Origin of the sequence: Nocardia sp. NPDC051833 (assembly GCF_040681225.1) — a bacterium.
Taxonomy (GTDB): domain Bacteria; phylum Actinomycetota; class Actinomycetes; order Mycobacteriales; family Mycobacteriaceae; genus Nocardia.
Genome location: NZ_JBFAYK010000001.1, coordinates 2,516,255 through 2,534,119 on the forward strand (window position 1 = coordinate 2,516,255; position 17,865 = coordinate 2,534,119).

At 70.2% G+C, this 17,865-nt stretch carries 15 protein-coding genes; 10 read left to right on the forward strand and 5 right to left on the reverse strand.

The features are described 5' to 3' along the window. Window positions 1-17 precede the first annotated feature (17 nt). From AB0L91_RS11385 to AB0L91_RS11395, 3 genes are all read left to right on the forward strand, one after another. Window positions 18-821 (forward strand): alpha/beta hydrolase, encoded by an 804-nt coding sequence (locus AB0L91_RS11385; RefSeq protein ID WP_357341999.1) that lies wholly within the window; start codon window positions 18-20, stop codon window positions 819-821. A 32-nt stretch (window positions 822-853) separates the two neighbouring features. Further along, window positions 854-1,849, forward strand: a complete 996-nt coding sequence (locus AB0L91_RS11390) for a pyridoxal-phosphate dependent enzyme (RefSeq protein ID WP_365009163.1) — start codon at window positions 854-856, stop codon at window positions 1,847-1,849. Window positions 1,850-2,034: 185 nt separating this feature from the next. Beyond that, complete coding sequence (locus AB0L91_RS11395) at window positions 2,035-3,717, forward strand: cutinase family protein (protein WP_355275162.1); 1,683 nt, start codon at window positions 2,035-2,037, stop codon at window positions 3,715-3,717. A gap of 57 nt (window positions 3,718-3,774) precedes the next feature. Here AB0L91_RS11395 and AB0L91_RS11400 read toward each other — a convergent pair whose 3' ends face one another. Next, the gene (locus tag AB0L91_RS11400) at window positions 3,775-4,668 is read right to left on the reverse strand and encodes a DMT family transporter (protein ID WP_365009166.1); all 894 of its coding nucleotides are present in this window, start codon (window positions 4,666-4,668) and stop codon (window positions 3,775-3,777) included. A 120-nt stretch (window positions 4,669-4,788) separates the two neighbouring features. Further along, window positions 4,789-5,967, reverse strand: coding sequence for an MFS transporter (locus tag AB0L91_RS11405; protein ID WP_365009168.1), 1,179 nt, complete (start codon window positions 5,965-5,967; stop codon window positions 4,789-4,791). Window positions 5,968-6,073: 106 nt separating this feature from the next. Here AB0L91_RS11405 and AB0L91_RS11410 point away from each other — a divergent pair, with 106 nt between their 5' ends. From AB0L91_RS11410 to AB0L91_RS11430, 5 genes are all read left to right on the forward strand, one after another. Continuing rightward, the gene (locus tag AB0L91_RS11410; RefSeq protein WP_357341991.1) at window positions 6,074-6,523 is read left to right on the forward strand and encodes a MarR family transcriptional regulator; all 450 of its coding nucleotides are present in this window, start codon (window positions 6,074-6,076) and stop codon (window positions 6,521-6,523) included. Window positions 6,524-6,602: 79 nt separating this feature from the next. After that, window positions 6,603-7,442, forward strand: coding sequence for a hypothetical protein (locus tag AB0L91_RS11415; RefSeq protein ID WP_365009171.1), 840 nt, complete (start codon window positions 6,603-6,605; stop codon window positions 7,440-7,442). Between the two features lie 222 nt (window positions 7,443-7,664). Next, entirely contained in the window at window positions 7,665-9,023 is a 1,359-nt protein-coding gene (locus tag AB0L91_RS11420) for a wax ester/triacylglycerol synthase family O-acyltransferase (protein ID WP_357341988.1), read from the forward strand. Window positions 9,024-9,067: 44 nt separating this feature from the next. After that, a complete protein-coding gene (locus tag AB0L91_RS11425; protein ID WP_355275173.1) occupies window positions 9,068-10,186 on the forward strand; it encodes a nitronate monooxygenase family protein in 1,119 nt (372 codons plus the stop codon). Window positions 10,187-10,389: 203 nt separating this feature from the next. Next, entirely contained in the window at window positions 10,390-11,823 is a 1,434-nt protein-coding gene (locus tag AB0L91_RS11430; protein WP_365009175.1) for a threonine/serine exporter family protein, read from the forward strand. 10 nt (window positions 11,824-11,833) lie between these two features. Here AB0L91_RS11430 and AB0L91_RS11435 read toward each other — a convergent pair whose 3' ends face one another. Next, window positions 11,834-12,601 (reverse strand): GntR family transcriptional regulator, encoded by a 768-nt coding sequence (locus tag AB0L91_RS11435; RefSeq protein WP_365009177.1) that lies wholly within the window; start codon window positions 12,599-12,601, stop codon window positions 11,834-11,836. A gap of 301 nt (window positions 12,602-12,902) precedes the next feature. On the opposite strand from AB0L91_RS11435, the gene AB0L91_RS11440 reads away from it, so the two are divergent. Then, window positions 12,903-13,415, forward strand: coding sequence for a hypothetical protein (locus tag AB0L91_RS11440; protein WP_365009179.1), 513 nt, complete (start codon window positions 12,903-12,905; stop codon window positions 13,413-13,415). Window positions 13,416-13,419: 4 nt separating this feature from the next. Here the strand turns inward: AB0L91_RS11440 and AB0L91_RS11445 are convergent, their stop codons facing one another. Next, window positions 13,420-15,792 (reverse strand): lysylphosphatidylglycerol synthase transmembrane domain-containing protein, encoded by a 2,373-nt coding sequence (locus tag AB0L91_RS11445; protein ID WP_365009182.1) that lies wholly within the window; start codon window positions 15,790-15,792, stop codon window positions 13,420-13,422. A gap of 160 nt (window positions 15,793-15,952) precedes the next feature. Between AB0L91_RS11445 and AB0L91_RS11450 the strand changes: the two genes are divergently transcribed. Then, window positions 15,953-16,882, forward strand: a complete 930-nt coding sequence (locus tag AB0L91_RS11450; protein ID WP_365009185.1) for an NAD(P)-dependent oxidoreductase — start codon at window positions 15,953-15,955, stop codon at window positions 16,880-16,882. 3 nt (window positions 16,883-16,885) lie between these two features. Here the strand turns inward: AB0L91_RS11450 and AB0L91_RS11455 are convergent, their stop codons facing one another. Next, window positions 16,886-17,827 carry an MBL fold metallo-hydrolase gene (locus AB0L91_RS11455; RefSeq protein WP_365009187.1) on the reverse strand — a complete coding sequence of 314 codons (942 nt, stop codon included), beginning with the start codon at window positions 17,825-17,827 and terminating at the stop codon, window positions 16,886-16,888. Window positions 17,828-17,865: the final 38 nt, after the last annotated feature.

The following is a 17,865-nucleotide window of genomic DNA, read 5'->3' on the forward strand; positions in this document are numbered from 1 at the left end:
CGAGAGGGTGATCCCCAATGACCGCACGACACACGAACTCCACCGCCTGGACCGGCATGGTGGCCGTCGACGATACGGAGCTGGCCGTCACCGATACCGGCGGCGACGGGATCGCGGTGCTGTACCTGAACGGGCAGTTCGCCACCCAAGGCTACTGGCGCAAGACCATCGCCGAACTGGGACCGGGGTTCCGGCACATCACCTTCGACGAGCGGGCGCGTGGCAAGAAGTCGAAGCTGTCCGCCGACTACTCCTTCGAGGCCGCCGTGCGTGATGTCGACGCGGTGCTGGCGGCCAGGGGCGTGGAGCGGGCGCTGGTGGTCGGCTGGTCCTACGGCGCCGTCGTCGGCGCGCACTGGGCCGAGCGGAACCCGGAGCGGGCCATCGGCGCGGTGCTGGTCGACGGCGCCTTCCCGTACGACTGGCTCGACGACGCCATGGAGGAGCGGATCCGGACGCTGTTCAAGCGGCTGAGCTGGTTCATGCCGCTGATGCGCCCGACCGGCCTGGCCCCGCGGATGACGGCGGCGCAGCAGGCCGAGAGCAATATCGAGCTGGGCAAGCTGTCGCGGACCAGCGAGCTGGGTCCGGTGCTGGACGCGATCACCGTGCCGGTGCGCTACGTGGTGGCCTCGGGCACCTCGTTCGGCAGCAAGCGCGACGAGCAGGAGAAGATCCGCAGCGGACTCGACGCGGCGACCACCCGCAATCCGAACATCCGGATCGGCGCGAAGGTGCCGAGCAATCACGGTGCCATCCTGCGCAAGGACTTCCGGGCCATCGCGGACTCGGTGCGCGAGGTCGCGGAACTGGACGGGTGACAAGGACGGGATGCGGTGATCTAGTCACAGGTATGACCGCACTACTGCACCAACGGTTCGGCGAGCTCCGCGACACCCTGCCGCACCTGCGACTCGGCACCGGACCGACCCCGTTGCGCCCGCTGCCCGAACTCGCCGTCGGCCGAGCCCAGCTGTGGCTCGCGGACGACGGCGAGTTCGGCGAGGGCGGGTGGGGCGGGAACAAGATCCGCAAGCTCGAATGGCTGCTGCCCGATGCCCGCAGGCGGGGGCGTCGCACGATCCTCACCGTCGGCGGGCTCGGGACGAACTGGGGCTTGGCGACCGCGCTGTACGCCAGGGAGCACGGACTGCGTACCGCACTCGCGCTGGTCGATCAGCCCATCGACGACCATGTGCGCGCCCAGCTGGCGCGGCTCGAACGCAGCGGGGCCACCCTGCATTTCACCCACACCAAGGCGCGCACGATCGCCGCGGTGCCGTACCTGCTGGCACGGCACTCGTCGGGTGGCAAGCCGCCGTACCTGCTGCCCGCGGGTGGGTCGTCGACGGTCGGGGTGCTCGGCTATGTCGAGGCGGCGCTGGAACTCGCCGATCAGGTGGCCGCGGGGGTGGTGCCGGAGCCGACGCACATCGTCACCGCGATCGGTTCGGGCGGGACGGCCGCCGGGCTGCTGCTCGGACTCGAGCTGGCGGGGCTGTCGACGCGGGTGGTCGGCGTGGTCGTCAACGATCAGCTCCGGCTCGACGCGAAGACCCTGCTGCGCTCGGCCCGGCGGACCGCGGCGCTGCTGCGGGCGCGCGGTGCGCGGCTGCCGGAGCTGACGCTGTCCGCCGACCGCTTGATCCTCGTCGAGGACCAGCTCGGCGCCGGCTACGGCCACCCCACCGCGCAGGGCGCGCGGGCCGAGGCGCTGGCCGCCGAGGCCGGCTTGCACCTCGAACCCGTCTACACCGCGAAGGCGATGGCCGCGACGCTCGCGCTCGATGCCGACGGCGCGCTCGGGGACGGCGTCGTGGTGTTCCTCAATACCAACGGACCTCGCTGAGACGCCTAAGTGAACGGCTCCTACCAGCACGAAGTCCGGGAGCCGGGCCGGATGCCCCTGGAATCAGGGGCAACTGATTCCTGTTCGCGGCAGTAACGATCTTCCGAGGTGGGACGACAAAGGTCGTGACAAACGGCCCGTCGGGGGGCCTGCCCACCTGTAGGTCATTCGAACGGGATCACACCATGAATCTGCGCGAGTTCCTTGCGAAACATCGCATCGCTTCGGCTGTCGCCGCACCGGCGGCGCTGGGTGTCGCGGCCATCGTCGCCGCGTCGTTCGCGGTGACGTCGCAGCCCGAGTCCCCCTCCTACCAGCTGACCACCTCGGTGACCGAGTGCCGCGAGATGGTGACCATCTCGGTGGCGGGCCGCAACGACACCCCCGTCGAGGGGACGACGGCGATGCTGCTCGACGCGAACGGCAACCCGCTGCCCGCGGCGCTGTCGGGCGATCACAGCAGTGTGTGGGTCGACCCGGTGGTCAACGCCCCGCGCGACGACCTCGCCGAGGGCCAGTACGCGGCCATCTACATCGCCTACCCGGCGGACATGCGGACCTACGAGGACGCGGTCAACCAGGGCGTGGCCAACACCCAGCAGGTGATGCGCGAGATCTCCGCCGCCTGCCCGGACACCAAGTTCTCCATCGTCGGCTACAGCGAGGGCGCCGACGTGGTGCGCCGCGTCGCCGAGGGCATCGGCAACGACAACCCCGCCGACGGCTACTCGGTGGTCGACCCCGACGACGTGCTCGGCGTGGTGATGTTCGCCGACGCCGGTCGCAAGGCCGGGGAAGGCCCGTTCATCGGCGCCGAGGACCCCTTCGCCAACCCGGACGGCTTCGACCAGAAGTACCAGAACGGGACCAAGCCGGTCTCGGGTCAGGGCGTGACCACCGGCGGCGGCTTCGGCGCGCTGAACGGCAAGATCGCCTCGTTCTGCTCCGAGGGCGACCTCACCTGCGCGGCGCCGGAGAACATCTCGCTGCTCCAGCTGGCCGCCAATGTCGGACGGCAGATCAACGTCGACGACCTGCAGCGCGACGGCCTGACCCCGGCCACCGGCCAGGACATGGCCTTCACCCTCGGCCGGATCGCGATGGCCGCCTTCTCCGACATCGCCGCCAACCCGAACTGGATGGCCAGCGACGAGACCTTCCTCGACGTGCTGCTGAAGGTGTCGGACCCGGACTACAAGCCGGGTGAGACGAAGGCACCGGCCAAGGCCGACACCATCGCGGCCGAGCAGGTCTCGCCGCTGGCGTACCTGCCGCAGAAGGTGTTCAACGAGATCGTCGGGCTGATCGTGACGAACCAGAACACCATCCCGGTGGCGATGAGCGACCCGTACCAGCTGACGCTCGGCCCGAACGGCACCGGTCATCACTTCGACTACTGGCGTGATTCCGACGCCGCCAACGGCAAGCCGATGACCTCGGCCGAGTACGCCGCGGCGTGGCTGACCCACCTGGCCAAGCAGGCGCAGGCGGGCGAGACGGTGAACACCAAGTCGGCGCCGACCGATGCCGACGTGACCGCCGCGCTGGCCGCGCCGACCAAGCCGGCCACGACCACCACCGCGGCGGCGGCGAGTACCACCACGTCGAAGTCGGCGACCAGCACCGCCAAGACGACGACGCCGACCACCACCTCGTCGACCGGAACGACGACCGCGCCGAGCACCACGACGCCGTCGACCACCGCGCCGTCCACCACGACGCAGGCTCCGGAACCGGTGACCAACCAGGCCGAGGCCCCCGCGCCGAAGGCCACCACCACCACGGCGCCCGCGCCGACCACGACGGTGGCACCGACCACGACCGTCGCGCCGACGAGCACCACGACCACCACGGCGCCGGCGAACTGATCTGACCGGACGATCCCCGGTGGGCAGCGTTTTCGTTGCCCACCGGGGATTTTCGTGTCAGGAGGTGGGTTCGGCGACCGGTTCGGGGAGCGCGTCGCGCACCCGCGCGGTCCGCCGGGTGCCGATGATCGATCCGATGACGACCAGCGGGAATCCGATCGCCATGCCGATCGTCAGCGGTTCGCCCAGCGCCGCGACGCCGAGCACGATGGCGACGGCCGGATTGATGTAGGTGATGACGGTGGCGCGCGCAGGACCGACCTCGGCGATGAGCGCGAAGAAGACGAGAAACGCGGTGGCCGTGCAGATCACGGCCAGGCCGAGAATCGACCAGGCGGCGTCGGCGGGGATGTGGGCGGGCCAGGACGCGGCCGTGAACGGGGTGTAGACGAGGGCGGCGAGCAGCAGCGACGCGGTGACGACGCCGAGCGCGGGCAGGTCGGCGAGGGTGCGGTCGTAGATGATCGGGCCGATCGCGTAGCCGACCGTGGTCACCGCGACAGCGGTCAGCGCCATCGGGTCGGTCAGGTCGAGGTCGAGGCCGACCAGCGCGGCGACGCCGGCGAAGCCGATGAGCAGGCCGACGGTGCGGCGGCCGTCGAAGCGGTCGTGGCCGAGCAGGGTCACGATGACGATCGCGATCAGCGGCACCGCCGCGACGAGCAGGCCGACGGTGGAGCTGTGCAGAGTCTTCTCGGCGTAACCGAGCAGCACCCACGGGCCGACGATCTCGATCGCGGTGTAGGCCAGCAGCATTCGCCAGCGGGCGAGCACGCCACGGAAGGCGTTGGTGTACAGGGCGATCGGCAGCAGGAGCAGGCCGCCGATCGCGGTGCGCCCGAAGGCGACGACCACCGGGTCGATGCTCTCGACCGCGATCCGGATCATCGCGTAGGGCACGCCCCAGATCACGCCGAGCGCCAGGAACAGCACCCATCCGCGCTTACTCACCGATCACCACCGTTTCGTTCCGCGGCGAGGTCCACACTCGCCCGGGTCATCCTATGATTTGGCACGGTGGTCGGCCGAGTGGCCGGAGTGACATATTTCGTCAACATCCGGCCACCGCGACTAGACCGCGACGGGCTCCCGGACCGCGGGTGCCTTGGCGCGCGGGCCGCGGGTGGCCGCGATCAGGACGACCAGCCCGGTGGCGGCGAACCCGGCGCCGACCCACAGCGGCGAGACCCAGCCGAAGCCCGCGCCGATCGCCAGCCCCGACAGCCAGACGCCGAGGAAGTTGCCGACATTGAACGCGGCGATGTTCGCCGAGGACGCGAGCGTCGGCGCGGCGGCCGCGTGGTCGAGCACGCGCATCTGCAGGCCGGGCGTCGCGCCGAAGCCGAAGAAGCCCATGGCGGGCAGCAGCAGGAGCGCGGCGAGCTTGTGGTCGGCCAGCAGCGCGAAGGCGACCAGCGCGAGGCCGAGGGCCAGGGTGAGCGCGAGCAGGGTGCGGGTCAGCGCGCGGTCGGCCCAGCGGCCGCCGAACAGATTGCCGAAGAACAAGCCGACACCGAAGAGCACCAGCAGCCACGGGACGACACCGTCGGAGAACCCGGTGACCCGGGTGAGCAGCGGCTCGATGTACATGAACGCGCCGAACATGCCGCCGAAGACGAGCACGGTCATCGCCAGCGAGTACCAGACCTGACCGTTGCGGAACACCGCCAGCTCGGCCCGCAGATCCGGCCGCGCGCTCGCCGCGGGCGCGTCCGGGACCAGCGCGGTGATGCCGGCCAGCGCGACCAGCCCGACGACGGTGATCACCGCGAAGGTGGCCCGCCAGCCCCACTGCTGACCGATGAACGTGCCGAGCGGAACGCCGAGCACATTGGCGATGGTGAGCCCGCCGAACATGATCGAGATGGCGCCGGCCTTCTTCGCGGGCGCCACCAGCGAGGCCGCCAGCACCGCGCCGATACCGAAGAACGCGCCGTGCGCGAGCGCGGCGAGCACCCGTCCGCCGAGCAGCGCCGCGTAGCCGGGCGCCAGCGCCGAGGCGGCGTTGCCGACCGTGAACAGCACCATGAGCAGCTGCAATGCCCGCTTGGGCTGCCACCGGTTGACCACCGGGGTGAGCGCGAGCGCACCGACGACGACCGCCAGCGCGTAGCCGGAGATGAGATAGCCGGCGGTCGGCACGGAGACGCCCATGTCGTCGGCCACCGCCGAGAGCAGACCGGCGATGACGAACTCGGTGAGTCCGATGCCGAAGCCCCCGAGCGCGAGGGCGATGAGACCTAGTGGCATGTGAGCGCTTCCTTCCGTTCTACGCCGATATCACGCGTATGCAACTAACTCTAGGCGACGATAGTTGCACACGCGCTCTATTGCAACCGCCAGCTATACTCGGCCCATGGGTATTGCGGATGACGCCGTCGAGGTGCGGGCGACCGGCTGGCGCACCCTGGCCGCACTGCACGGGCACATCGAGAGCGCGCTGGAGCGCGAACTGGTGCGCGAGCACGAGCTGTCGGTCGTCGAATACACGGTCCTCGACGCGCTGGCCCGCCAGGACGGCTGGCACATGCGCATCTCGCAGTTGGCCCGCGCGGCGGCGCTGTCGGCCAGCGCGACCACCCGGCTGGTGAACCGGCTGGAGGATCGCGGCTTCCTGGTCCGGGTGCTGTGCGCGGACGACCGGCGCGGCATCTACACCGAGCTCACCGAAACCGGAAGGGCCGCCTACGAAAAGGCCCGCCCGACGCACGATCGGGTACTGGAACAAGCACTTTCGGACGCCGAGCAGATCCCCGAACTGGCGCCGCTCGTCGGCTTCCTGCACCGGGTTCCGGCACCCCGCTGACCGCGACACTCCGTACGACATCGCCAGGCAACGCGCCGATCATGGTGACTGTGCGGTGCCTCGGTGCAATGATCGGCGGGTGACTCAGTGGCTCCCACTCCTCGGTTCGCTCGTCGTCGCCGCCGCAGTTCTGGTCGGTGTCATCGCCAACAACCGCACCCACCGCGAGGGCATCGCGGCGGCCGACGAGCGCGGCAGGCAGGCACTCGACGCCGCGCAGCGCAATGTCGAGCTGTCGAACATGGTGGGTGACCAGCGCGATCACGAGGCGTGGCGCCGGGAGGCGGTGCTCGCCGCGGTCGCCGCCATCCTCGAGACCTCGGCCTCGGTGCGCGCCGATCTGACCAGCTGCGGGGAGTGGGACCTCGTCACTGCGGAGGAGATCGACGGCGTCGGCGCCCAGATCCACAAGGTGATCTGGGACCGCCCGACCGCCATGCTGACCCGGCTGCGAGTCGTGGCGCACCGCCGGATCCCGAACAAGTGCGAAGACCTGCTGCGCACCCTGACCGCCGCCCAGCACATCACCATGCAGCGGCTGAAGCTGCACATCGATGTGGAGGCCACGGTCGAGGAGCTGGAGGAGATGGCCTCGCTGTGGCAGAAGGCCATGCGGCACGCGGCCGAGCAGGAGCGGGCGCTGGTGGAGACGACCAGGGTCGAGCTCGGCATCGACATCGCCACCACGAAAGGCCCTGCGGTCGCGCCCGTTCCGGCCCCCGAGCCGCAGGTGGCCGAGCCGGTCGCCGAGCCCGTCGCGGAGACCGTCGCCGATGCGGCCGCCGAGCCGGTCGCCGAAACCTCCGTCGAGGAAGCGCCTTTCGAGCAGCCGGTCGAGGAGCACACCGCCGTGCTGCGCCTGGCCGACGCCGTCGAGCCCCCGGCCGAAGCCCGCCAGGCCGAGCCCGCGAAGGTCTGACCCGAACCCGGAAACACCGCCTGATCTGCGCGACCGTCCAGTTCGCTGGGTGGAGCGCACAACCGTGTCGGACGTGCGGCGGTGTCGCCGTTCACCTGACGCCGGCGGGATGGGGCAGGTAACTTGGGAGGCGGCACGTGATGCGTCACAGTGCCGACCCGACAGCGTGGTCGATCGTCTACAGACTTGCACCGAACCACTCTCGTCAGGGGGCGATCTGTTATGGAGTTCATCGCGCCGTTGGATGCGCTGTTCCTGCTCGCGGAATCCCGTGAGCACCCGATGCATGTGGGCTCACTGCAATTGTTCGAGCCGCCCGAGGACGCGGGGCCGGACTATCTGCGCGAGTTCCGCGAAATCTTGCTCGCCGACAAGACCTTTCGGCCGACCTTCCGCAAGCGCCCCGCCACCTGGCTCGGCGCACCGCAGCTGGCCTGGACCCAGGACGACGACGTCGACCTGGACTTCCACCTCCAGCGCAGCGCACTCCCAGCGCCGGGCCGGATCGAGCAGCTGCTCGACCACGCCTCGACCCTGCACAGCGCCCTGCTCGACCGACACCGCCCGATGTGGGAGATGCATTTCGTCGAGGGCCTGGCCGACGGCCGGTTCGCGCTCTACTCGAAGATGCACCACTCGCTGATCGACGGCGTCTCCGCGCAGCGATTACTGCGGCGCACGCTCACCACCGACCCCGTCGCGACCGAGATCAAGACGCCGTGGAACCTGCCGCGCAAGCAGCGGCCCGACGCGCCGCGCGAGCAGCGCTCCCGGCTGGGCGGACTGCTCGGCGGCCTCGGCTCGGCGGGTTCCTCGACCGCGGCGCTGATGAAGGCGACCCGCACCGGCCTGCTCCAGCAGCAGCTGACGCTGCCGTTCGAGGCGCCGCGCACGCTGTTCAACGTGCCGATCGGCGGCGCCCGCAAATGCGTGGTGCGCACCTGGTCGATGGACCGGGTGAAGCAGGTGAAGAAGGCGACCGGCACCACCGTCAACGATGTGGTGCTGGCGATGTCGGCCGGCGCGCTGCGCGCCTACCTGCTCGAGCGCGACGCCCTGCCGGACAAGCCGATGATCGCGATGGTGCCGATGTCGCTGCGCGACGAGGACGACACCGACACCCAGGGCGTGAAGATCGCGGCGCTGCTGTGCAATCTCGGCACCGATGTCGCCGATCCGCTGGAGCGGCTGCGAGTGGTGAGCGAGTCGACGCGGCGCAACAAGGAGGTCTACCGCTCGCTGACGCCCGCCCAGACACTCGCGGTCGCCGGGGTGATGCTGAGCCCGATGGCGGCGATGCTGCTGCCCGGCTTCGCCTCGATGGCGACGCCGCCGTTCAATATCGTCATCTCGAATGTGCCGGGCGCGCGTGAGCCGCTGTATTGGAACGGCGCGCGGCTGGACGCGAGTTATCCGCTGTCCATCCCGCTGGACGGCCAGGCCGTGAACATCACCCTCACCTCGAATGGCGACAATCTCGATTTCGGTTTGGTCGGCTGCCGCCGCACCCTGCCCGACCTGCATCGACTGCTCGATCACCTGGAGGATTCGCTGACCGAGCTGGAGGCCGCGGCGGCCTGAAAATTGGCCCTTATCGAGCAAAATAGAACGTGTTACAGTTCGGTATGCGTACCGAATTCTGCGAACAGCTCGGCATCGAGTTCCCCATCTTCGCCTTCACGCACTGCCGCGATGTCGTGGCAGCGGTGAGCAACGCGGGCGGACTCGGCGTGCTCGGCGCCGTCGGCTTCACCGCCGAACAGCTCGAAGTGGAGCTGGCCTGGCTCGACGAGCACGTCAACGGCATCTACGGCGTCGACCTGGTGATCCCGTCGAAGTACGAGGGCAAGGGCGTGGAAGGCCTGACCCCCGAACAGCTGGAAAAGCAGCTGGCGCAGATGGTTCCGCAGGGCCATCGCGACTTCGCGCAGAAGATCCTGGCCGACCACGGCGTGCCCGCGCTGCCCGACGGTGAGCACCACAACGAGCTGCTCGGCTGGACCGCGACCACCGCGGGCCCGCAGGTGGACGTGATCCTGAACCACCCGAAGGCGAAGCTGGTCGCGAACGCGCTCGGCACCCCGCCCGAGGATGTCGTCAAGCGCATCCAGGACTCCGGCCGGGTGATCGGCGCGCTCTGTGGTTCGGTCAAGCACGCGATGAACCACAAGGCGGCCGGGCTGGACTTCGTGGTCTGCCAGGGCACCGAGGGCGGCGGCCACTGCGGCGAGGTGTCCTCGCTGGTGCTGTGGCCGCAGGTGATCGAGGCGATCGGCGACACCCCGGTGCTGGCCGCCGGCGGTATCGGCAACGGCGCGCAGGTCGCGGCGGCGCTGGCGATGGGCGCGGCGGGCGCGTGGACCGGCTCGCTGTGGCTGACCGTCGAGGAGGCCAATGTGCCGCCCGCGCAGATGGACACCTACCTCGAGGCCACCAGCCACGACACCATCCGCTCGCGCTCCTGGACCGGCAAGCCCTGCCGCATGCTGCGCAACGACTGGACCGACGCGTGGGAGGACACCGAGAACCCCGACCCGCTGCCCATGCCGCTGCAGATGATGGTCGCCCTCGACGGCGTGAAGCGCGGCCACCGCTACCCCGAAGCGGCCAAGGATGTGAACTTCAACCCGGTCGGCCAGGTCGTCGGCATGATGAACAAGGTCGAGCGCAGCGCCGACGTGGTCAACCGGCTGGTCGAGGAGTACGTCACCGCCTACGACCGGCTGACCAAGCTCAACGGCTGAGCACCGGGGCTCGGGTAACCTTTCAGCTACCGGCTACCCGGCCCCGAAGAACACGACCCCGCACGCCCCGACCTCGCGGAGGGGCAGGCCGACGCAGTCGGCCGTCGCGGCCGTCCCGCCGGTCAGGCGCCATTGCCTGACCGGCGGGACACCAGGGGCCGCGACTCGAGCGCGTCGGCGCTCCGAAACACTGCGGCGGTGACATGGCTTCGGACGGCAAGAGTTCTTCCTGGACGGCGACGCGGCGCAGGGTCGCCCGCGCCATCGCCAGGGTCAGGGCCGACTACGCGGCGGGCGCGCCGTCACCACCGCATCCGGCCGAGCCACCGGTGCCCGCCGATCTGCTGATTCTGCTGTGCCGCATCGGCGTCGCGCTCGTCGGCGCGAGCGAGACCTCGGCGCGGGTGCAGGAGATCCTCGACAAGCTGTCCAGGCGCTACGGCACCGACAACATCCACTTCATGGTGCTGCCCACCGCGGTGTTCGTGCGGGTGCGCACCGCGGAGGGGTCCGCGATCGACATGCTCGACGCCTCGGTCGGCACCCTGCCGCTGGACCAGATCGCCGGGCTCTACCGGCTCATCGATCACATCGAGGCGGACGCGCCGCCGCCGCGGGACGCGGCGAGGGAACTCGACGCGATCCTGTCGGCGAAACCGGGCAGCCCGCCGTGGCTGATCCTGCTCGGCCAGGTGGTGCTGACCGTCGGACTCGGGATGATGCTCAATCCGGCGGCCAGGGCGCTGGTCGGATACGTGGTGCTCGGGCTGGTCGTCGGCGCGCTGACCCAGCTCGCCGACAAGGTCCGGCTGCTGTCACTGGCCCTGCCGGTGATCGCGGCGGCGCTGGTCGCGGTGCTGGCGTTCGGCTTCCCCGGCACGCTCTCGGGTGGGCAGCCCACCCAGTTGGTGATTCCGGCGATCGCCACGCTGCTGCCCGGCGCGATGCTCACCAACGGCACCATCGAGCTGGCGACCGGGTCGATGGTCGCGGGCGCGAGCCGGGTGGTCTACGGCATCAACATGCTGTTCCTGCTGGCCTTCGGGCTCTACGTGGGCATCAGCGTGCTCGGACCGCTGTCGAATCCGACGGTCAGCCAGGCCCAGCTGGGCTGGTGGGCGCCACTGATCGGGGTGCTGCTGATCGGCTTCGGGCACTCGTGGCGCTCGAGCGCGCCGCAGAACTCGGTGGGCTGGTTGCTGCTCGTCCTCTATGTCACCTACCTCGCCCAGTTCGTCGGCAAGACGCTGTCGGGGCCGCTCACGGGCGCCTTCCTCGGCGGCCTGATGGCGGTGCCCGCCGCCTACCTGATCCAGGGGCGCAAGCACGCGCCGCCGCGGCAGGTGGCGTTCCTGCCCGCGTTCTGGATGCTGGTACCCGGCGGCATCAGCCTGACGGGGGTGTCCGAGGTCGTCATGCACACCACCGGCACCACGGCCGCGAGTGGACTCGAGGTGGTGGTGTCCGCGCTTCTGTCGGTGATGTCGATCGCGCTCGGCGTGATGGTCGGCTCGGGTCTGTCCGCGACGCGCACCCCGAATGTGGGCCCGATCATCGATTCGATGCTGCCGCAGGGCAGGCACCTGCCCTGGCAGCATCAGGCCGAGGCCGCCGAGCGTTCCGACCCAGACAGCTGAGGCAATTCGGTCAGGCGGTGGCGGCCGTGGCGTCGGCCGGTGTCGCGCCGACGAGTTCGTCGAACCGGGCGATGACCTTCTCGTGGTAGAGCGCGAACAGGTCCTCGAACAGGGCCAGTTGCGCCTCGGTCGGGTCCGAGTCGGCGTCCCACACCGCGAGCAGCGCGCGCCAGACGAGCACGTGCAGATCGGCGGCGACGGCGAAGTAGGCGGCGACCGCCTCGGGCACCTCGACGACCATGTCGGCGACCGAGTTCAGCACGGCGCGTTGCATGCTCATCCCGAGCACGCCGAGCACCTTGCGCACCAGCGCGATCTCGGCGGTGATGATCCGGACGTGATCGGGCACGCTCTGCCGGGCCATCGCCTCGAGCTCGTCGACGGCCGCGGCCAGCTCGGCGGAGTCGAGGACCTTCTCGGCGGCGGTGTAGCCGAGCAACGCCTCGAGCACGATGCCGCGCTCCACCTCGACGATGTCGGTGAACATCTCCGCGGCGACGGCGGGCGCGGTGACGGAGAACCGGAACAGATGCCGGTAGACATCCATGCCGCCCTCCTCCCGGACGTCGCGGATGGTGAAGCCCTTGCCGCGGCGGGCCTCGACGAAGCCGTAGGACTCGAGCCGGCCCAGGGTGAGTTGCGCGGTGGCCCGGTTCATCCCGAACTCGTCGGCGACCTGGCGGACCGACGGCATCAGATCGCCGGGCCGGTACTCACCGGTCGCGACCCGGCGCGCCAATTCGTCGGCGACGTCGGCGACCACCGTCCGGGATCCCATCGAAACAACACCTCTCGGTCATCATCCGGCTACGTCCCAGACAGTTTATGCGCTCGAACCGCACCCCGCACGTACCAGCGGCGGCTGTGGGGCGGTTCACGTACGACGGCCGATCGTCGATTGGAACCGACCGTACGGCCTGATCGGCAAGCCACCGGCAACACCAGGAATAACCGATCGCACGCGAGCGCACCGGGCAAAACATCAGGCGCCACGGCCCCGCGTGGATCAGACAGCATTGCGCGCCACCATGATTGAATACGCCAGCAACTGGGGAGTTAAACATCTACTGGAGGTTGGCGTGAAAACCACTCGGCTCGCGACCACCGCCGCCGCCGGACTCGTCGTGCTCGCGGGCCTGTCCGGTTGTAGCGACAACAACGACGACCACGCCGCGCCCGCGACGAGCACGACGATGACGACGACCGCACCCACCACCACCCACGCGGACCCCACCGGCACCTCGATCGCGCCGCCGCCATCACCGAGCCCGACACCGTCGCCCGCCCCGGAACCGCCCCCGGTCACCACCACCAGCGATGTCGCGCCCACGCCGGCGCCACTGCCCGTGGACGTGGACTGCGGCCCGGTCACCGACGCGGGCGGGCACAGCCGCACCGTCATCGCGGTCGGCAACGCGGCGGGCCGTCCCGGCTGCACCGTGGCGATCAACGTGGCCACCAGCTACGTCACCACGATCAGCCCGTCGGATTCGGTCGTCGTCGACGGCTGGCAGTGCAACGCCCAGCCCGACGCCGCCACCCCGTCGGTGTGCACCAAGGACGGCCTGGTGATCGCCCTGCGCGCGGATTGATCGCTCAGATCATCTGCTTCTCGCCCATCCAGCGCATGATCGGCCAGCCGAGGGCGACGGGAATCCAGCAGGTCAGCACGCGGTAGAGCAGCACGGCGGGCACCGCGATCTCGGCGGGAACGCCGAAGGCGGCCAGACCACCGATCAACGCCGCCTCGACCGCGCCGACGCCACCCGGTGTCGGCGCGGCCGAGGCCAGTGTGCCACCGATCATGGTGACGATGGTGACCGCGACGAAATCGGTTCCGCCGCCGAAGGCCTCGACGCTGACCCACAGCGCCAGCGCCTGTCCGAGGGTGATCGCGCCGCAGCCGCCGACGATCATCGAGAACCGGACGGGATTGCGGGCCAGGTCGACGAGCTCGCCGAGGACCTCCTTGAGCTGCGGGCGCACCGACTGATTCACCCAGCGGCGCAGCGTCGGCACGAACATGAACGCGCCGATCAGGCCGACCCCGACGCCGGCGGCCAGGTACAGCACGGTCGCGTCCGGCACGATGTGCGCGAGGTTGGTCGACGTGCCCGCCACCACGCTGAAGATGACGAGCAGCACGAGATGGGTGATGACCTGCACCGATTGCTGTAGCGCCACCGCGGCGGTCGCCCGCATGGTCGTCATCCCGGCCTGCTGCAGGAACCGCACGCTCAGCGCCAGCCCACCGACGCCCGCGGGCGTCGTGGTCGCGACGAAGGTGTTGGCCAGCTGTTCCAGGAACAGGTCGCGGAACCGCACGACCCAGTCCGCGCAGGCGCCGAGCGCCACGGCCGCGCCGACATAGGTGAGCGCCGAGATCACCAGGCCGAGCAGCGCCCACCACCAGTTCAGCGTGCGCAGCTGGCTGAAGAAGGTCGGCACCTGGCTGAAGAACGGATACGCCACGTAGACCAGGGCGACCAGCAGCACCAGCTGGATGATCTGGTTGCGGGTGAAGCGGGTGAGCTGTTCGGGGCGGATCCGGTCGTGACCGGTCTGCTCGCGGATCTCCTCGCGCGCGGTCGCCATGACCTTGGTCCACTGCGGCACCGACTTGCGGATGCCGGTCGGCATGGCCGATTTGGTGAGGCGCCGGGCCGCGGTGATCACCGTGGCCTCGCCGAGCACCTCGATCGCCGCCGACACCGCCTCGTGCTTGCCGTAGAGCGAGGTCGTCGCGACCAGCAGCTGGGCGATGTCGGTCTGGCGCTGCGCGTCGGCCGCGCCGAACTCGGCGAAGGCGAAACCGCCGAACAGGGTGTCGCCCTGGTGGACTCGCACATTGTCGGGTTGCAGATCACCGAGGCTGATCTGGTTCTCGTGCAGGCGCAGCAGCGAACGCCACACCCCGGGCAGCACCTGCGCGGACAGCTTCCGGATCGGGGTGCCGTGCGGGACGGTGTGCGCGTACAGCATCCAGCCACGGTCCAGGCCGGCGACGGCGACCTGGTGACAGTCGGCCATGCCGAGGTCACCGATGGCGATGCCCATCAGCGCCCGGTGCTCCACCGCCCGATGCATCGAACCGTGCAGCGGCGCGGTCTCGCTGGAACGGAAGGTGATCCAGCGCCACAGCTGTCTGATCGCGCCGAAGCTGCGCTGATCGCGGCCGTACATCTCGACGACGATCTCGGACTCCGGCCCGTCGACCTCGGTCCCCAGCAGCAGCGGACCGCGCCCGGCGGGCCGGTCGACCCGGAAAGCCCGCACGGTATAGCCGCGCCGGGCCAGCACCCGCACCGCCGCTTCCAGCGGCACCTCCAGCGCCGGGGTGCCGACCAGCCAGACGATCACCGCGCCGACCAGCCAGCCGACCACCAGGCCGAGCATGGCCCGCGCGGGCACCACCGAGCTGACGACCAGGTGGATGGGCGCGAACATCAACAGCAGGAACCACATCCACCGTCGCGGCCGCGGCGGCAACCACGGACTGGAGACGGTGAGCATGGCCGCGAGCATCGCGATCCAACGCGGGTCGTCGAGGAACTGCGAGAGGAAGGTGTCGAAGCGATCCGGCACCGGCATATGCCATTTCGGCGTGGAGATCCCGGATCCGGTGATCGAGAGCGCGAGGACCGCGAACATCCCGGCCGCGGCGTAGCCGGCCAGCAGCTTCCACTGCCTGCGCAACACCAGTTCGATCAGGATCGCGAACGGCAGCGCGAGGATGAGCATGCCGTAGACCAGGTACACCAGGGTGGACTGATCCGGGCTGAGGAAGTCGACGATTCTGGACACCGAACGTTCCAGCGCCAACCACTCCGGCCGGGTGATCAGCGAGCCCGCGATCACCACACCGACCCCGAGCGCGGCCAGCACGACCCGGATGATGTCGCTGGTACGTCGGATCAGCGGCTGCAGGAGACTTCCCGTGACCGGGATCTCCCGACCGTCGACTCGCATGAGCCGCACGATACACACCGACACGCCGTCGACCCGCCGTGACATCGGCCCAATTCCCGGTCACGGTACACCGGGTGAAGCCCGTCACAGACCGTCACATCGCCGGTGCCCGATTCGTCCAGGAAGCAGGGAAACACTCACTCCGCCGGAAGGAACTCCCATGCAGGTTCTGCTCGCAGGCGCCACGGGCGCCATCGGTCGTCCGCTGATCCGCGCGCTGACCGCGAACGGGCACCAGGTCTCGGCCATCGTGCGCAGTCCCGGCGCCCATCCGCTGGTGCGCGAACTCGGCGCCGAGCCGGTCACCGCCGACGTGCTCGATCGCGACGGGCTGCTGCGCGCGCTCGACGGGACCGCGGCCGACGCCGTGATCCACGAGGCGACCGCGCTGCGCGATGCCAAGGTGCAGCGCCGGATTCCCGCCGACGACCCGACCGGTCTGCTGCGCACCGCCGGCACGGCCAATCTGCTCGCCGCGGCCGAGCTGGTCGGCGCGGGTCGCTTCGTCACCCAGTCGCTGATCCTCGGCTACGGCTACCTCGATCACGGTGACCGGCCGCTGACCGAGAGCGATCCGTTCGGGGTGTGCACCGGCGGCGTCGCCGACGAGGTGGTGCGCGCGACCGTCGCGGGCGAACAGCAGGTGCTCGAGACTCCGGGCGTGGACGGCATCGCGTTGCGGTACGGGCTGTTCTACGGACCCGGCGCGTTCAGCGACCTGTTCGCCGACATGATGCGCAAGCGCACGCCGGTCGGGCCGCTCGGGTCCGGCGGCGTCAACAGCTGGATCCACGTCGAGGACGCGGCCGCCGCGACCGTCGCCGCGCTCGAACGCGGCACCCCCGGCCGGGCCTACAACCTGGCCGACGACACCCCGATCACCTGGCGCGAATTCCTCACCGAGGTCGCCAGCAGCCACGGCACGCCCCGCCCGATCCGGCTGCCCGCGTGGCTGATCCGGCTGGCCGTGCCCTATATCGGGGCACTGATGACGGAGACGTCGATGCGGATCTCGAGCGCGCTGGCCCACGAGGAACTGGGCTGGCGGCCGCGCTACCCGAGCGTGGCCGCTGGATTGGCCGCACGCTGAGGTTCAGCGCGGCGCGCGGGCGGTGACGGCGGCGCGATCGTGGCCGGGGATCAGCTCGATGTCCGCGGGCAGCGCGTGCAGGCGGTGCAGGGTCTCGAAGGCGGCGTCGCGATCGTCGTCGAGCAGGTCGCCCGGCAGCGGGGCCTTCTCCCGCAGCAGCTCGACCTGCAGGGTGCTCCACACCGCGTCGCCCGCCAGCAGCACCCGCGACCCGTCGTCGACGGCGAGCAGCACCCCGATGCTGCCCGGCGTGTGCCCGGCCAGGTCGACCAGCACGACCGAGCCGTCACCGAACAGGTCGTGGCTGCGGGTGAAGGTGAGCACCGGCGGTCCGTCGAGGTCGTAGAGGTCGAAGACGCGACCGCGCAGCGGACCCCTGGCGACCCCGAGCGGGGCCTGCGATCCGCCCATCGCCCACTGGTATTCGACGCCGGGCACCCGGATCGGGACCCAGCCGGGCAGCTCGTAGAGCCCGGCGACGTGGTCCCAGTGCAGGTGCGTCGGCAGCACGAAATCGATGTCGGCGCCGGTCAGCTCGTGCGCGGCGAGCACCTCGCTCAGGCCGCGGACCGGCTGATCGGGCGCGACCAGCAGCGGGACGGGGAACGGCAGCTCGGGCAGCACCCGCTCGTGCACGCCCGCGCAGATCGCCGGATCGACCAGGAAGGTGGCCGACGGGTGCCGCACCAGGAAGGTCGACATGGTCAGCGGCGTCGACCGCAGCGTCCGCGCGCCCTCGGCGACGATCGCTGTGGGCGCGGACATCTCGGCCTGGACGAGCGCGGTGAGGGCGACGGTCGCGCGCGCCTTCGGCAGCGGCGCCGACTCGAGCGCGGCCAGGAACGCGTGGTCGGCGGCACGCGGCCACAGCAGCCGCGGCACCGTCGCGACGACAGCGACACAGCAGGCGAGAAGCGTCGATAACATCGTCCTGCGCTCACCCATAGTTGCCACCGTAGGCGATCGCCCACAACCCGACCACC